11 protein-coding genes are annotated in these 15,673 nt (G+C 70.4%); 7 read left to right on the plus strand and 4 right to left on the minus strand.

The features are described from left to right. Positions 1-53 precede the first annotated feature (53 nt). The 7 genes from DEU36_RS15525 (at position 54) to DEU36_RS15555 (ending at position 9,570) form a co-directional block, all read left to right on the plus strand. The gene (locus tag DEU36_RS15525) at positions 54-1,325 is read left to right on the plus strand and encodes an ABC transporter substrate-binding protein (protein ID WP_120265245.1); all 1,272 of its coding nucleotides are present in this window, start codon (positions 54-56) and stop codon (positions 1,323-1,325) included. Between the two features lie 8 nt (positions 1,326-1,333). After that, positions 1,334-2,311 (plus strand): carbohydrate ABC transporter permease, encoded by a 978-nt coding sequence (locus tag DEU36_RS15530; protein WP_120265246.1) that lies wholly within the window; start codon positions 1,334-1,336, stop codon positions 2,309-2,311. Continuing rightward, complete coding sequence (locus DEU36_RS15535) at positions 2,308-3,195, plus strand: carbohydrate ABC transporter permease (RefSeq protein WP_120265247.1); 888 nt, start codon at positions 2,308-2,310, stop codon at positions 3,193-3,195. Before DEU36_RS15530 ends, DEU36_RS15535 begins: the two co-directional genes overlap by 4 nt. Before the next feature lie 66 nt (positions 3,196-3,261). Continuing rightward, the gene (locus DEU36_RS15540; RefSeq protein ID WP_220700953.1) at positions 3,262-4,560 is read left to right on the plus strand and encodes a glycosyl hydrolase; all 1,299 of its coding nucleotides are present in this window, start codon (positions 3,262-3,264) and stop codon (positions 4,558-4,560) included. Positions 4,561-4,609: 49 nt separating this feature from the next. Then, positions 4,610-7,633 (plus strand): glycoside hydrolase family 38 C-terminal domain-containing protein, encoded by a 3,024-nt coding sequence (locus DEU36_RS15545; protein ID WP_120265323.1) that lies wholly within the window; start codon positions 4,610-4,612, stop codon positions 7,631-7,633. Continuing rightward, on the plus strand, positions 7,630-8,145 hold the full coding sequence (locus DEU36_RS15550; RefSeq protein WP_120265248.1) for an ASCH domain-containing protein: 516 nt from the start codon (positions 7,630-7,632) through the stop codon (positions 8,143-8,145). The genes DEU36_RS15545 and DEU36_RS15550 overlap by 4 nt, the downstream gene beginning before the upstream one ends. 120 nt (positions 8,146-8,265) lie before the next feature. Then, the gene (locus tag DEU36_RS15555) at positions 8,266-9,570 is read left to right on the plus strand and encodes an esterase family protein (protein WP_120265249.1); all 1,305 of its coding nucleotides are present in this window, start codon (positions 8,266-8,268) and stop codon (positions 9,568-9,570) included. On the opposite strand, the gene DEU36_RS15560 is transcribed toward DEU36_RS15555, so the two are convergent. From DEU36_RS15560 to DEU36_RS15575, 4 genes are all read right to left on the minus strand, one after another. Next, positions 9,539-12,088 carry a bifunctional lysylphosphatidylglycerol flippase/synthetase MprF gene (locus tag DEU36_RS15560; RefSeq protein ID WP_147374452.1) on the minus strand — a complete coding sequence of 850 codons (2,550 nt, stop codon included), beginning with the start codon at positions 12,086-12,088 and terminating at the stop codon, positions 9,539-9,541. The two genes, DEU36_RS15555 and DEU36_RS15560, sit on opposite strands and share 32 nt — an antisense overlap. Before the next feature lie 72 nt (positions 12,089-12,160). Next, positions 12,161-13,051 (minus strand): hemagglutinin, encoded by an 891-nt coding sequence (locus DEU36_RS15565; protein ID WP_147374453.1) that lies wholly within the window; start codon positions 13,049-13,051, stop codon positions 12,161-12,163. A 47-nt stretch (positions 13,052-13,098) separates the two neighbouring features. Next, positions 13,099-14,112: a LacI family DNA-binding transcriptional regulator gene (locus DEU36_RS15570; protein ID WP_120265252.1), complete on the minus strand. Its 1,014-nt coding sequence runs from the start codon at positions 14,110-14,112 to the stop codon at positions 13,099-13,101. Then, positions 14,105-15,640: a sugar ABC transporter ATP-binding protein gene (locus tag DEU36_RS15575; protein ID WP_120265253.1), complete on the minus strand. Its 1,536-nt coding sequence runs from the start codon at positions 15,638-15,640 to the stop codon at positions 14,105-14,107. The genes DEU36_RS15570 and DEU36_RS15575 overlap by 8 nt, the downstream gene beginning before the upstream one ends. Positions 15,641-15,673: the final 33 nt, after the last annotated feature.

The following is a 15,673-nucleotide window of genomic DNA, read 5'->3' on the forward strand; positions in this document are numbered from 1 at the left end:
GTTGCTCAGGCTATACCCCGTCGCACCGTTTGCATACGAAGGAGTTGCACACCATGAGGAACTCGCGAACCCCCGCTTTGGCTGGGCTCGGACTGCTCGCCGCCACCGCGCTTCTGGCCGGGTGCTCGAGCGGGCCCGGAGCCGGCTCCGACCCCGACGGCGAGGTCGCGGGATCGATCCGGTTCCAGACCTGGTCGCTCACGCCCACCTATGCCGAGTACCTCGACGGCGTCATCGACGCCTTCGAGGAGAAGTACCCCGATGTCACCGTCGAACTTCTCGACCAGCCCGGCGACGGGTACTCCGAGAAGGTGCTGTCGCAGGCGTCGACGAACACGCTTCCCGACGTCGTGAACCTCCCGCCTGACTTCGCCCTTCCTCTCGCCCGGCAGAACCTGCTCTACGACGTCAGCAAGGCCACCGACCTCGAGTCGACCTACTTCGCGGGCTCGGTCGACGCCTACCGCTTCGACGGCGTCGAAGGCGTGTACGGCTATCCCTGGTACCTCGGCACCGACGTCAACTACTGGAACTCCACCCAGCTCGACGCGTGCGGCCTCGACTCGGCGAACCCGCCGAAGACGACCGACGAGCTCTTCGCGCAGGCGGCGACGATGGCGGATGCCTGCCCCGACAATTTCCTGATCAGCCGGGTGCCCGGCATCGGCGACTTCACGCTCGAGGGCATCGACATCCTCAACGACGACGGCACCGAGTTCGTGTTCAACACCCCCGAGGCGGCCGCGCTCGTCGATCGCTACGCGGAGGCCTACGCGAACGGCGAGATGCCGCCGACCGTGCTGAACGCCGACTACCTCGGGAACGCGCAGCTGTTCACGCAGGGCAAGGTCGCGTGGACGACCGGCGGCGCGACCGCCATCGATTCGTTCGAGGAGAACAACCCGAGTCTGAAGGGCAACGTCGCCATCACCCCCGCCCTGAACATCTCGCCGCTGTACGTGCAGGGCGTGAGCGTGGCTGCGAGCAGCGAGAACCTGGCCACAGCGCTCGCCTTCGCCGAATTCGTCACCAACGCCGAGAACCAGAACGCCTTCGCCCACATCGCGAACGTCTTCCCCTCGACCCAGGGATCCGACTCCGACCCGTACTTCACCGAGGACGACGGAACGCCGTCGGCGAAGGCGCGCATCACCGGCTTCGAGTCGCTGAAGACCGCCGAGGTGCTCACCCCCTACTCGGTCAACGGGGCGATGAACGACTACCTGAACCAGCAGATCGCCCTGGCCATCCGCGGTGACATCTCGGGCCAGGAAGCGCTCGACAAGTCGGTCGAGAAGCTCAACGACCTGCTGGCACGGCAGTAAGGCCGGCCATGACCCTCACCAACCTCCCCGCGGCCGGGCTCGCCCCGGTCGCGGGGGCGCCCGCCGCCACCGCGGCACGACGGCGCCGTCCCGTCGGGCACGGCCCCGCGAACGCGACCCGTTCGTGGACGCCGTGGCTCTTCCTCGCCCCGGCCCTGCTGTGGCTGGCGGTGTTCTCGATCTGGCCTTCGCTCAACACCATCCGTATGGCGTTCACGAACGCCAAGCCGCTCGGGGGCAACGAGCAATACGTCGGCTTCCGGAACTTCGAGCTGATCCTCCGCGACGACCAGGTCATGGGCGCGCTGCTGAACAGCGTCGTGTTCATGCTCGTGTGCCTGCCGCTGCTGACGATCCTCCCGCTGCTCATCGCACTCCTGGTCGAGAAGAAGCTCCCCGGCATCGCCTTCTTCCGCACGGCGTTCTACACGCCCGTCATCGCCTCCGCCGTCGTCGTGGCCCTCATCTGGACCTTCATGCTCGACGACCGGGGGCTGGTGAACGGCCTCGCGCAGGCGATGTCGATCATCCAGCAGCCGCTGCCCTTCCTCACCGACCGCTGGCTCATCATCCTCAGCGCCGTGAGCCTGACGGTGTGGAAGGGTCTCGGCTTCTACATGATCATCTACCTCGCCGCCCTCGGAAACGTCAGCCGCGACCTGCACGAGGCCGCCGCGATGGACGGCGCCGGCGCGGTGCGACGCTTCTTCTCCGTCACCCTGCCCGCCGTCCGCGGAGCGATGTTCCTCATCGCCGTGCTGGTGTGCATCGCCGCTCTCCGCGTCTTCAGCGAGGTGTTCATCATGACCGGGGGCACGGGCGGCGCCGGCGGTGAGGCGATGACGATGGTCATGCTCATCCAGCAGTACTCCCGCGGGTTCTCGGGCGACCTCGGCTACGCCAGCGCGCTGAGCATCCTCATGTTCTTCGTCACGCTCGTACCGATGCTCGTCCTCGCCAGGATCAACAGCCGGAGCAGCGAATGAGCGCCGCCGCCACCCGCGAGCGGGTCGAACCCCGCCGACGTCGCCGCGGCGGGTTCGGCTCGATGCGGCCGGGCGAGATCGTCGCCCGGTACGGGCTGCTCGTCCTCGTGCTCTTCATCAGCATCGGCCCGTTCTTGTGGCAGCTCTCGACATCGCTGAAGAGCACGAGCGAAGACATCTACACCCGCATCCCGCAGCTATGGCCGAGCCAGCCCACGCTCGACAACTACACCCGCGTCATGGATGCGATCCCGGTGTGGCAGTTCATCGGGAACTCGTTGTTCGTCGCGGTCTTCGCCGTGGGCGGCAACGTCGTGTTCTCGACCCTCGCCGGCTTCGCTCTGTCGCGCCTGCGGTTCCGGGGACGCAAGATCGTCATCGGCCTGTTCCTCGCGACGCTGATCCTGCCGGGCGAGGCGACGATCATCGCCAACTTCGTCACGATCCGCAACCTCGGCCTCGCCGACACCCTGCTCGGTGTCGCGCTGCCCGGCATGGTCGCCACCCTCAACGTGCTGCTGATGTACAACGCGTTCCGGGTGCTGCCCGAAGAGATCGACCAGGCGGCGATCATCGACGGCGCCAACGCCCTGCAGCGGTTCTGGAGCGTGTCGCTCCCGTCGGTGAAGGGAACGGTCGCCGTCATCGCGATCTTCAGCTTCATCGGCGCCTGGGACGACTTCCTGTGGCCGCTCATCGTGCTGACGAGCCCCGACCAGTTCACCCTCACGATCGGCCTGCAATACCTGTCGGGCACGTTCTCCAACGATCAGCGCATGATCGCCGCGGGCTCGATGATCGCCTTCATCCCGATCGCGATCGTCTTCGCGGTGCTGCAGCGTCACTTCTTCAAGGGTGTCGAGGAGGGCGGGGTCAAGGGCTGAGCCCCACCCCGGCTTCCTCGCGTCGCCCCCTTCTCCGCCCCGTCGTCCCCGACCCCGGAAGGCCCCATGACCTCCCCGATCGACCCCGTGATGAGATTCGGCGTGAACTACACGCCCCGCGCCGGCTGGTTCCATGCGTGGCTCGACCTCGACCTCGACGAGGTGCGCCGCGACTTCGAGGCGATCGCCGGGCTCGAGGCCGACCATGTGCGCCTCTTCCCGCTGTGGCACCTCGTGCAGCCGAACCGCGGACTGCTCCGGCCCGCGGCCCTCGCCGACATCGGCGCGGTGGTGGATGCTGCGGCCGAGTTCGACCTCGATGTCAACGTCGACGCGCTGCAGGGGCACCTGTCGAGCTTCGACTTCCTGCCCGCGTGGGTCACGACGTGGCACGAGCGCAACATCTTCACCGACCCCGTGGCCCTCGCGGGCGAGGAGGCGTACCTGCGCGCCCTCGGAGAGGTGCTGCGGCCGCGCCCCAACGTCTTGGGGCTGACCCTCGGCAACGAGGTCAACCAGTTCGCCGCGAGGCCGCACCCGCACCCGCATCCGATCGACGAAGCGCAGGCCGAGGAGTGGCTCGTGCGTCTCCTCGGCGTCGCACGCGAGAGCGCACCCGGCCTCATCACGCACGCCGCCTACGACGCGACCTGGTACGACGAGCGTCAACCCTTCCTGCCGTCTCACGCCGCCGAGCACGGCGACCAGACCGTCGTGCACTCCTGGGTCTTCAACGGCGCGGCCCAGCGACACGGCGGCCTCGGCGCCGGATCGGTGCGGCACGCCGAGTACCTCGTGCAGCTCGCGGCCGCCTGGCACGCTCTCGCCGATCGCCCGGTCTGGCTCCAGGAGGTCGGCGTCCCCGTCACCGTCGTCGATCGCGGCGACGCGGCCGACTTCCTCGAACAGACGGTGCGTCGCGCCGCCGACGTCCCCGTGCTCTCCGCCGTCACGTGGTGGTGCTCCCACGACGTCGCCCGCTCCCTGCTCGACTTCCCGCCGGTCGAGTACGACCTCGGACTGATCGACGAGGACGGCGTCGTCAAACCGACCGGTCGCCGGTTCGCCGAGCTGGCGCGCGAACTGCGCGGCGCACCCCGCCCCGCGGCATCCCCCGTCGGCCTGGTACTCGACGACTCCCGCCCCTACCGCGCCGACTGTGCACCGGGCGGCGCATTCTTCGAAGCCTGGGTACGCGCCGCCGAACGCGATGGCCGCGGCCCGCAGGTCGTCCTCGCATCGCGGCAGGCAGATACTGCGCTGCTCGCCGCACGAGGGATCGAGAGGATGGAGCGAGTGGATGCCGCCGACCTCGGCGCACCCGCCCCCGTCCTCGGCGGTGGCGCCGCCGCCACCCTGCCCTGACCCGCCCCGCCCGACCGCCCTGACGACGACCGAACGGATCCACCCACCCATGCACGACGACATCCCTCTCACCACCGGCCGCGCCGCACGCGTGCTCACCGAGCGCATCCGCCCCGCCATCCATTCCGCGCGCATCCCGCTCGAGATCTCGGCGAACCGGTTGCCGGGCGAGCCCATCGCGCCTGCCGCCGGTCTGGCGCTGGAGTTCGAGCCGTTCGAGGCGGGATCTCCGTGGGGACCGGCATGGTCGACGACCTGGTTCCGCGTGCGCGGGCGGGTGCCGGCGGCGTGGGCGGGTCGCCGGGTCGAGGCCGTCGTCGACCTCGGCTTCGACCCGAACATGCCCGGCTTCCAGTGCGAAGGGCTCGTCTACCTCCCCAGCGGCGAGCCGGTGAAGTCGCTCAACCCCCGCAACCAGTGGGTGCGCATCGCCGAGGAAGCCGCCGGCGATGAAGAGGTCGAGTTCTACATCGAGGCCGCCGCCAACCCCGTGCTGCTGGACTACCACCCCTTCCTCCCGACGCAGGAGGGCGACATCCAGACCTCCTCGCCCCGGCCCCTCTACACGGTCCGGCACATGGACCTCGCCGTGTTCGAGCCCGAGGTGCACGAGCTCGCGCTCGACCTCGAGGTGCTCGTCGAACTGCAGGCGGAGCTGCCCGAGACCGCGCCCCGGCGCATGCGCATCCTGCAGGCACTCGACGACGCGCTGGACCGTCTCGACCTGCAGCACATCGCCGAGACCGCCGCGGACGCGCGGGCCGCGCTCGCCGAGGTGCTGGCGTCGCCCGCCGAGGCCAGCGCGCACCGCATCTCGGCCATCGGCCACGCCCACATCGACTCGGCGTGGCTGTGGCCGGTGCGCGAGACCATCCGCAAGGTCGCGCGCACGAGCACCACGATGACCGAGCTGCTGGGGGAGAGCGCCGACTTCCGGTACGGCATGTCGAGTGCGCAGCAGTACGCCTGGCTCAAGGAGCATCGTCCCGAGGTGTGGGCGAAGGTCAAGGATGCCGTCGCCGCGGGGCGCTTCCTGCCCCTGGGCGGCATGTGGGTCGAGTCCGACACCGTCATGCCCACCGGCGAGGCGATCGCCCGCCAGTTCCTCTACGGTCAGCGCTTCTTCGAGGAGGAGTTCGGCATCCGCTCGCGCGGCGTATGGCTGCCCGACTCGTTCGGATACTCGCCCGCGCTGCCCCAGCTCATGCGCCGCGCCGGCTTCGAGTGGTTCTTCACGCAGAAGATCTCGTGGAACCAGGTGAACAAGTTCCCGCACCACACCTTCGCCTGGGAGGGGATCGACGGGTCGCGGATGTTCACCCACTTCCCGCCGATGGACACCTACAACTCGCAGCTGTCGGGCATGGAGGTGGCGAAGGCGTCGCGGCAGTTCCGCGAATCGCGTGTGGCATCCGGATCCATCGCGCCCGTCGGGTGGGGCGACGGCGGCGGCGGCACGACCCGCGAGATGACCGGCAAGGCCGAGCGCCTCGCCGACCTCGAAGGCAGCGCACGCGTGCAGTGGGAGCACCCCGACGCGTTCTTCGAACGCGCGATGGCCGAGCTGCCGAAGCCGCCGGTATGGGTGGGGGAGCTGTACCTCGAACTGCACCGCGCGACCCTCACGAGCCAGCACAAGACGAAACAGGGCAACCGGCGCACCGAGCACCTGCTGATCGAGGCCGAGGCCTGGTGGGCCACCGCCGCCGTGCGCACCGGTGCCGACTACCCCTACGACGAGCTCGACGCGCTGTGGCAGCAGGTCCTGCTGCAGCAGTTCCACGACATCCTGCCCGGCACCTCGATCGCGTGGGTGCACCGCGAGGCCGTCGAGCAGTACGAGCGCGTCGCGGCGGCCGCCGAGGCGCTCATCGATCGTGCCCAGGAGCTGCTGGCCGGCCCCGGCGACGAGCGCGTCGTCTTCAACGCGTCGCCGCTGGCCCGCGACGGCGTCCCCGGGCTCGGCGCCGCCCCCGCCGCACCCCCGGCGGGAGCGGTCGACGTGCTCGAGCGCGACGGCGGATTCGTGCTGGGCAACGACCTCGTCCGGGTGACGATCTCGGCCGACGGCCTCATCACCTCGGCGATCGATCTCGCCACCGGGCGCGAGACCATACCGGCGGGCGAACCGGCGAACCTCCTCCAGTTGCACCAGGACTTCCCCAACATGTGGGACGCCTGGGACGTCGATCGCTTCTACCGGAACCGCGTCACCGACCTCACGGACCTCGACGCGCTCGCCGCCGACACGCGTGACGGGGCGGCCCACGTCACGATCACCCGGTCGTTCTCGGCGTCGACGCTCACGCAGGAGCTCGTCCTGCGGCCCGGCTCGCGCACCATCGAGATCTCGCAGCGAACCGACTGGCACGAGGTCGAGAAGTTCCTCAAGGTCGCATTCCCGCTCGCGATCCAGGCAGAGCACACCGCCGCTGAGACGCAGTTCGGCTACGCCCGGCGCGTGACCCACACCAACACCAGCTGGGAAGCCGCGAAGTTCGAGACCTCGATGCACCGCTTCGTCCACGTCGCCGAAGAGGGTTTCGGGGCGGCCCTCGTGACCGACTCGACCTACGGGTACGACGTCACGCGCGACGCCGAACCCGACCGCGGCGTCACCACGACGGTCCGGCTCTCGCTGCTGCGCGCGCCGCGATTCCCCGATCCCGAGACCGATCAGGGTGAGCAGAACCACCGCTACGGTTTGGTGATCGGCGCCGACATCGAGACCGCGACGGCCGCGGGCATCGCACTGAACACCGCGATGCGCGAGCGCGCCGGAGCGCCCGTGGCGCCGCTGGTCACGGCGACACCCGGCATCCTGGTCTCGGGCGTCAAGCTCGCCGCCGATCGCTCGGGCGACCTCGTCGTGCGCGTGTACGAGCCGGCCGGGCGGCGCGTGGCCGGCGACGTGCGCATCGACGGGGCGGTGATCGTCCGCGAGGCCTCGCTCATCGAGGACGACCTCGGCGAGGTCGAGCATGACGCCGGCCGTGTGACGGTCGAGCTGCGGCCCTTCGAGGTGCGCACCTATCGGGTGACCGCGTCCGCCGGTGCGAGGATCGAGGGATGAGCGAACACAGCGGATCCTCGCCCGCCCTGCCCCTCGACGAGGCCGCGGCGGCCGCGATGTGGGAGCAGTATCGGGCCGCGCACCCGGAGGCGGTGCGCGCGGCGCCCGAGTACACCGTCGAGCACTTCGGCGACAACGCACGCCTGGCCGACGAGCTGCTCGGGATCGTGCTCGCGGGCGGCAAGCGTGCCACCGCCGAGCTCGTCGCCGACTTCGTCGCGCGGGGAGATCTCATCCCTCGCCTCGGCTCGCACTGGATCGCGTGCGACAGCACGGGAACTCCGCGCATCGTCATCCGCACCACGGAGTTGCGCCTGGGGCCTTTCGCGAGCGCGGATGCCGCCTTCGCCGCCGACGAGGGCGAGGACGACCTCTCGCTCGAGAGCTGGCAGCGCGAGCACCGGCGCTACTGGACCCGCGTCGCGGCGGCCCGCGGAGCCGAGTGGTCGGAAGACGAGGACATCGTCTTCGAGCGCTTCTCGGTCGTGTGGCCGCCCGAGCACGCCGACTGATGAAACCGCCGCGAAAACCGGGCCGCGTGCGCAGGCGAGCACGCGGCCCGGTTTACGCTGTGGGCGGGGCGGTGAGCCCGTCGCGCCACTGCGGCGCGGCGCCGTCCTCGGGAGGTCGATGTGAACTGGCTGCTCAACACGAACATCCTCTCCGGCCCAGCCGTCGTCGGGACGTGCATCGCGGCTGCCCTCGCGTTCGTGCTGCTCGTCGTGCTGCGGCCGAGCAACCGCTGGCTCCGCCGGCGCTGGACGATGACGGCAGCGACGGCGGCGGTCGTCGCGGGGCTCCTGGGCATCGGCCTGACCTGGCTGCTGGCGGATCACTACAACCTGTTCGGCGTGGTCCTCACGGCCGACTCGCGGATGTGGATCGCGCTCGGGTTCGCCGCCATCGGGGTCGCCCTGGTGTCGCTCTGGCGTCCCACCTGGCGCCGGGCCGTCGCCGCGCCGCTGGCGATCGTGCTCTTCGCGCTCACCGCAGCGATGGGCGTGAACATCGCGTTCGGACAGTATCCGACCGTGCGCCTCGCCCTCGGGATGCCCGCGTTCGGTTCCGCTGACCTGCCGTCCCTCGACGGCAACGCCGACCGTCCGACGATCGCCGACTGGACTGCCCCCGACGGGATGCCCTCGACCGGCGAGGTCGGCACGGTCACGATCCCCGCGACGGCGTCGGGCTTCACCGCCCGTCCGGCCGTCATCTACCGCCCGCCCGCAGCCCTCACCGACAACCCGCCGCTGCTGCCCGTGCTGATCGTGCTGTCCGGACAGCCCGGCCAGCCCCAGGATCCGCTGATCGCCGCCCACCTGCAGCAGTCGCTCGACGCCTACGCGTCGGCTCACGACGGCCTCGCCCCGATCGTCGTCTCGCCCGATCAGCTCGGCTCGCCCGACGCCAACCCGATGTGCATCGATTCGCCGCTGGGAAACTCGGCGACCTACCTGACGGTCGACGTGCCGACCTGGATCAAAGCCAACCTGCCGGTTCTGGACGCCCCCGACTTCTGGGGCATCGGCGGCCTGTCGCAGGGCGGCACCTGCTCGATCCAGCTCGGTTCAGCCCACCCCGAGCTCTTCAGCGCGATCCTCGACGCCTCGGGCGAGGAGTTCCCTTCGCTGGGTGACGAGGCGACGACGATCGCGCAGGGCTTCGGCGGCGACCGGGCAGCCTACGAGGCGGCTAAGCCCGCCGCGATCATGGCGGCCCACGCGCCGTACCGCGACATGACCGCCGTCTTCGGCGTCGGGAGCAACGACGCCGGGTTCCTCCCGGGCGTGCAGCGGATCTATCAGGCCGCGCAGGCCGCGGGGATGGATGCCACCTACGTCGAGGCGCAGGGGAGCGCCCACGATGCGACCTCGTGGACCTACATCTTCCAGCAGGGTCTCGAGATCATCGCCGATCACTGGGGGCTCGGCCGCTGACGGCGGGCTCGCGCAGCGACCCCGCCATCCGTACCGCCTGCCCGAGGGTGAGGGTGGGCAGGTAGCACCGCGTCAGAGCGACGCCCAGCGCGGGCAGCATCGCCGGGTCGGGATACACGGCCCACAGCGGCACGAACTCGGGCTGGAACTTGCGCTTGAAGTTCAGCAGCGACCGGAACCCGTACGCCGGCTCGAGCAGCCCGCCCAGCAGGTCGAGCAGTCGCGCGACATTGGTGCGCTCGGCGTCATCGCCGAGCTGCGTCGAGGCCAGCGGCGAACCCGACAGGCTCAGCAGGCCGAGCCCGTCGCTTTTCATCCGGTCGGCGGCGGCGCCGATGACGAACTCCATGATCCCGTTCATCGCGTCGCCACGTCGCCGCATGAAATCGAGGGTGTAACCCGTCACGGCTCCGTGCTCGAACATCGGCAGCCAGCTCGTGACCGCCTCGATCCGGCCGCTCTCGTGCACCGCCATCATCAGCCGCACCGCCGGGTCGTCGAGCTCGTCGACGCCGCCGAGGGTGAACTCCATCTCGGGCAGCGTGCGATCGGCGACCCAGCCCTCGGAGATCTCGCGGATCTGAGCGTGCTGGCTCGAGGTGAGCTCCCGCCACGAGGTCCAGACGGCCGTGATCCCCTCGCGCGACGCCCGGTTGGTCGCGGTGCGGATGTCCTGCCGCTTCTTTCCCGCCGTGTTCCACTCGGGCAGGCGCAGGACGGCCTCCTCGGCCACCGGCATCCGCTGCCAGCCGAGGTGGTCGAAGACACTGCCCTCACGCGCGTCGACGCTGTAGAAGGTCGCGGTCCAGCCGTGCGCACCGCAGAACTCCACGAAGCCCGACACCACGTCGGGCCGGTCGTGGTCGGGGCCGAACGGACCGCCGAGGGTCACCGCGATCGTGCCGCGCACGCGGTAGGCGATCGCCGCGTCGGCATCGGGCGCGAACCAGTAGGAGTTGCCGCGCCACGTCGACATGAACGACAGCGTGTCGCCGCCACCGCGTTCGAGCACGCCCCGGGCGCGCAGCCGGTCGGGTGCATCGAGCACGGTGCGCGAGTCGACGAGCACGCGGGCGACGGCGACGACCAGGATCAGCCAGAACACCAGCGACGGGAGGTACCACATCGCCTGGGCGGCACCGGACTCGGGCACGAACTCGATGATGTCCGAGGGGATGAGGGTCGGCGGCACGAGGCGCAGGGGCAACGCGCGCAACACCATGAGCGCATCCACGCCGGGCTGGAAGCCGTCGGCGATCACGAGCGTCCCGACGAACGAGACGACGAGCGTCGCCGCCGTCCCGATCACGATCGTCAGGATGAACGTGCGCTTGGCAGCCGCGGTGGTCGTCACCCGGGCGGCTCCCCGGAACACGATCAGCACGATCGCGACGGCCAGGGGCACGATGGCGCCGACGATCACCCCGGTGAGGGTCTGCCACACGAAATCCGCGGTCTCGGCGTTGACGGCCTCGCCGATGGCGGCGACGGTGTCGGGCTCGATCACGAAGAACGTGTAGAGCATGCCGGCGAATATCGCGAGGTTGATCGCGACGGCGACCTCGAGCGCGATGCGCCGGCCGTTGCGGATGCCCCGCGCCGCGAGCAGGAGGACGACCAGCGGGAGCAGTGCCACGACGCTCGACCACCCCTGCAGATCGGAGATGGAGGAGAAGTCATCGGGGCACGGGGCGCCCGCCGAGCCGAACGCGCACACCTGGCCGTCGACGATGCTCAGCGGGTCGATCGAGAGATAGCCGTAGATCGAGAGCAGGCCCGCGCCCGACCCCGAGGCGGTCGCGACGACCGGGCCGATCGCCGTGATCGCGACGATCGCTGCGAGCAGCACCCGTTTCTCGTAGTACGAGCTGCGCACGAGGCGGAAACCGCTGCTGCGCCCACCGAGTGCGAAGCCGAGCGCGAAGCCTACCGGCACGGCGAGGAGCGAGAACAGGTCGTTCGCGCCGCCCGAGTAGAGATAGAGCGTGACGGCGGAGAGCACCCCCAGCAGTCGAGTGCGACGCCGCCAGATCGTGCCGAAGAACGAGCTGGCAGCCATGGCCGTGGCGAGCAGCGGGGCGGTGGGCGAGAACACGTCGACGGCGGGCGCGTTCAACGGGATGCCGGCGAGGTAGGTCTGCTCGAACAGGTCGATCGCGAAACCCAGGAAGGATGCCGCGACGCCGCCCACGAGGTACGCGATCACGGTGCGCATGCTCCCCATCGCCCGTTCGGCGGCGCCCACCACCACGAGCACGAGGACGACGAACACGATGAGGGCCGGCACCGTCTCGACGACGAACAGCGAGGTCACGGAGCTCCACCAGTGACGAGTCGCGGCGCCAGCGCCACCGGCGTCCTGGGCGGGGATGAAACCCCAGTCGATCGGCTCGAAGATCAGCCCCGCGACACTCAGCCCGATCGTGAGGATCGCGATCAGGAGCGTCACCGGACGGTGGCGCAGCCAGGAGCCGGCGCCCGCGGCGAACGAACGCAGGTCGCTGAGGGATGTCGTCACCTGACGCACGATAGTGGCTCCGCCTGTGGGCGCAGAGCAGGCGCACAGCGGGCACTTATCCGGCGGGAAGCCTCATCCGGCTCGCACCGAACCGAACCACAGCGCGAAGTAGTAACTGAAGTTGCGGTTGCCGTACGACGAGCACGGGCCGCCCGAGCCCCATCCCGCCGACATGGCCGCGGTGTCGGGCTGGTAGGGCGTGTAGTTGTACAGCGCCGCCGTCGCGTCGTTCTCGATCGCGACTTCCGTCCCGCCGCACGCGGGGTCGGGGTGGAAGGCGATGAAGTGGGTTCCGGGCTGTCGCATGAAGTTCGACGCGCGGTACGAGGCCAGGTCGGTCGCTCCGGCCACGATCTGTGCGCCGACGCCCTCGTACTCCGGGTCGCACGGGGCGGTGTCGGGGCAGCTGGCGCCCATCGCCGCGCGCAGCCGGCCTTCCGACGGCGCGCGGGCCGCGCGGCCCTCGATCAGCGACTGCTCTTTCTGGAGGGTCACGAGGATGACGCGCGCCGAGATCCCGCAGGCCTCCTGCACGCGATGGATGATCTCCGCGACGGGCAGCTCGCCGCCCTCGATCGCGCGGCAGATCACGTCACCGGTGCGTTCCGACACCCGCGCCTCGCGCGATGAGATGCCGGCTGTCGCGACGTTCAGACACGCTCCATTGACGCATTCGCCGATCCGGTCGTCGAGGAAGTCCTGGATCTCCGCGGTCGAGAGCGCGTCGCGATCGAAGAAGAGGTCGTCGTCGATGAGGTTGCCGGGGTCGATGTCACCGGCGTTCGGCGGGAGTGCGCGCGGCTGATCGCCCGGAGGCGCGGCGCCGCCCGGGATCGCCGCGAGGTTCGTCGCGGTCACCCCGATCGCGACGATCAAGGTCACCAGCAGCACGGGCACCGTCACGAGGACGGCGACGATCCCGATCCGGCGACGGCGCCGCCGCATCCGGGATCGAGAGGCCATGGGAACGATCGTGCCGCACCCGGTCACGAGAACGCTGGGAGCGGCGCTCAGCCGTCCGTGACCGACGACTGCCGCACGATGAGCCGGGTCGGCAGCGGCGTCGCTTCGGTCACCACATCGGGCTGCTCCACCACGAGCAGCACCTTCTGCATGATGAGGGCGCCGAGCGCCGGGAAGTCCTGTTCGACGGTGGTGAGCGCGGGGTGCAGGAAGGCGGCCTCGGGCACATTGTCGAACCCGACGATCCCGACGTCTTCGGGCACGCGCAGTCCGCGCTCGCGGAGCGCCGAGAGCACGCCGATGGCCATGTGGTCGTTCCCGACGAAGATGCCGTCGCCCGGCGCGATGTCGCTCTCGATCGCGATGCCGAATCCGCTCGCGGCCGACCAGTCGCCGTAGGCGAGCGGCGGGATATCGAGCCGCCTCGCGACGAGCTCGTCGCGCCAGCCGCGCACGCGCTCGGCGGCGTCGGGATTGCGTGCGGGCCCCGCGATGTGGTGGATACGCCGATGCCCGCTCTCGGCGAGGTGGCGCACGGCACTGCGTGCACCCCGGTACTGGTCGATCGCCACGAGCTGCGGGTGCGGCCGGCTCGTGGCGGCGACGGCGACGAGGGGGATGTCGAGCTCGAGACCCTGGACGGCGGCGAGCACGTCGAGATCGACGACGATGAGGACGATGGCGTCCACGCGCTGCCGGAGCAGCCCGTCGATCGCCGACCGCACGGCGGTGACATCGCTCTCGGGCGAGCTGATCGCGTCGACGTTGTAGCGCTCCGACCGCGCGGCGAAGTTGAAGTGGGTCGCGACCGAGGTCGGCCCGAACTGCACCGTGCCGGGGGTGATGAGGCCGATCGTCCGGGTGCGCCGGGTCACCAGCGCGCGCGCCGCGGGAGAGGGGCTGTAACGCAGCTGCGCGATCGCCTTCTCCACCCGCTCGCGGGTGGCCGGACGCACGTTCGGCATGTCGTTGAGCACGCGCGACACCGTCTGGTGCGAGACGCCGGCCAGTCTCGCGACGTCGAAGATGTTCGCCGCCCGGGGCGTGCGCGCGTCAGTCATCGGCCTTGCCGGCGGGGTCATCGGCGCGGGCGACGAGGGCGATGAGCAGGTCCGAGGTCAGATCCGCGGCCGGCACGACGTGGGCGATGCGCCCATCGCGGACGACGGCGACGGTGTGCGAGACGCGCAGCACCTCGTCGAGCTCCGCCGAGATGTAGACGACCGACACGCCGTTGTCGGCGAGCTCTCCGACGAGCCGTTGCACCTCGGCCTTCGCGCCGACGTCGATGCCGCGGGTGGGCTCATCGAGCACGACCACCCGCGGAGACAGCGCGAGCAGTCGGGCCAGCAGCACCTTCTGCTGGTTGCCGCCCGAGAGCTCCCGCACCGGCCGGTCGATGTCGGCGGGACGGATGTTGAGGGCCTCGATCCAGCTCCGGGCGAGCTCGCGCGCCCGAGTGGCGCCCACGGGACGCAGGATGCCGCGTTGCGCCTGCAGCGCGAGCGTGATGTTCTCGAGCACGCTGAGGTCTCCCAGCACGCCCTCGGTGCGACGGTTCTCCGACGAGTACACGACCCCGCGCCCGATCGCCGACCGCGGACCGTGACCCCCGAGCGGGGTCTCGTCGAGCAGCACCGCGCCCTCGTCGAGCCGGTCGACCCCCGTGAGCGCACGCGCGAACTCGGTGCGACCCGAACCGAGCAGACCGGCGAAGCCGATCACTTCGCCCTCGACGAGCTCGAGGTCGAACGGGTGCCGGGTCCGGCCCGTGCGTGCGCCGCGGGCCGACAGCACCAGGGGCCCCTCGCTCGGCGGCGCCGGCTCGTCGTCGATCGCGGCGAGCCGCGCCGCCGAGTCGCCGAGCATCTTCTCGACGAGCTCGACACGCAGCAGCTCGGTGGTCGAGTACTCCCCGACGAACCGGCCCCCGCGGAGCACCGTGACGCGGTCGCACAGCTCGTAGACCTGGTCGAGGAAGTGCGACACGAACAGCACCGCGATGCCGCGGGCCGTCAGCTCGCGGACGACGCGGAACAGCTCGGCGACCTCGTCGGCGTCGAGGCTCGACGTCGGCTCGTCGAGCACGAGCACGCGGAGGCCGTCGCCCGACACGGCCCGGGCGATGGCCACGAGCTGCTGGATCGCGAGGGAGTGCGATGACAGGAGCGAGCCCGGGTCGATCGAGACGCCGAGGGATTCGAGCGCAGCCGCGGCCCGCCTGCGCATCTCGGCGTGATCGATGATGCCGAAGCGGCGCGGTTCGCGTCCGAGCGAGACGTTCTCGGCGACGGTGAGGTTCGGCAGCAGGTCGATCTCCTGGTACACCGTGGAGATGCCCGCCGCGATCGCGTCCGCGGGGCGGGCGAGGTGCACCGGGGCGCCGTCGAGGAGGATCTCACCGGCATCCAGGCGGAGCGCGCCGGTGATGGCCTTGATGAGCGTCGACTTCCCCGCGCCGTTCTCTCCCATGAGCGAATGCACTTCGCCCGCGAACAGGCGCAGATCGACGTTCGCGAGCGCCTGCTCGGGGCCGAAGCGCACGTCGGCTCCGCGCACCTCGAGCGTCGGCGGCGCCTCGGGATCCATGCGCACCATCATGCCGCCCCGAAGCGCCGCCGC

The sequence above is a fragment of the Microbacterium sp. AG238 genome (assembly GCF_003610405.1).
GTDB lineage: Bacteria > Actinomycetota > Actinomycetes > Actinomycetales > Microbacteriaceae > Microbacterium.

Bases quoted from the DNA above. Each gene is read 5' to 3' on its own strand.
- DEU36_RS15565 (WP_147374453.1), bottom strand. From the start codon at position 13,051: ATGGCCTCTCGATCCCGGATGCGGCGGCGCCGTCGCCGGATCGGGATC.
- DEU36_RS15550 (WP_120265248.1), top strand. From the start codon at position 7,630: ATGAGCGAACACAGCGGATCCTCGCCCGCCCTGCCCCTCGACGAGGCC.
- DEU36_RS15535 (WP_120265247.1), top strand. From the start codon at position 2,308: ATGAGCGCCGCCGCCACCCGCGAGCGGGTCGAACCCCGCCGACGTCGC.
- DEU36_RS15575 (WP_120265253.1), bottom strand. From the start codon at position 15,640: ATGGATCCCGAGGCGCCGCCGACGCTCGAGGTGCGCGGAGCCGACGTG.
- DEU36_RS15530 (WP_120265246.1), top strand. From the start codon at position 1,334: ATGACCCTCACCAACCTCCCCGCGGCCGGGCTCGCCCCGGTCGCGGGG.
- DEU36_RS15545 (WP_120265323.1), top strand. From the start codon at position 4,610: ATGCACGACGACATCCCTCTCACCACCGGCCGCGCCGCACGCGTGCTC.
- DEU36_RS15570 (WP_120265252.1), bottom strand. From the start codon at position 14,112: ATGACTGACGCGCGCACGCCCCGGGCGGCGAACATCTTCGACGTCGCG.
- DEU36_RS15525 (WP_120265245.1), top strand. From the start codon at position 54: ATGAGGAACTCGCGAACCCCCGCTTTGGCTGGGCTCGGACTGCTCGCC.
- DEU36_RS15540 (WP_220700953.1), top strand. From the start codon at position 3,262: ATGACCTCCCCGATCGACCCCGTGATGAGATTCGGCGTGAACTACACG.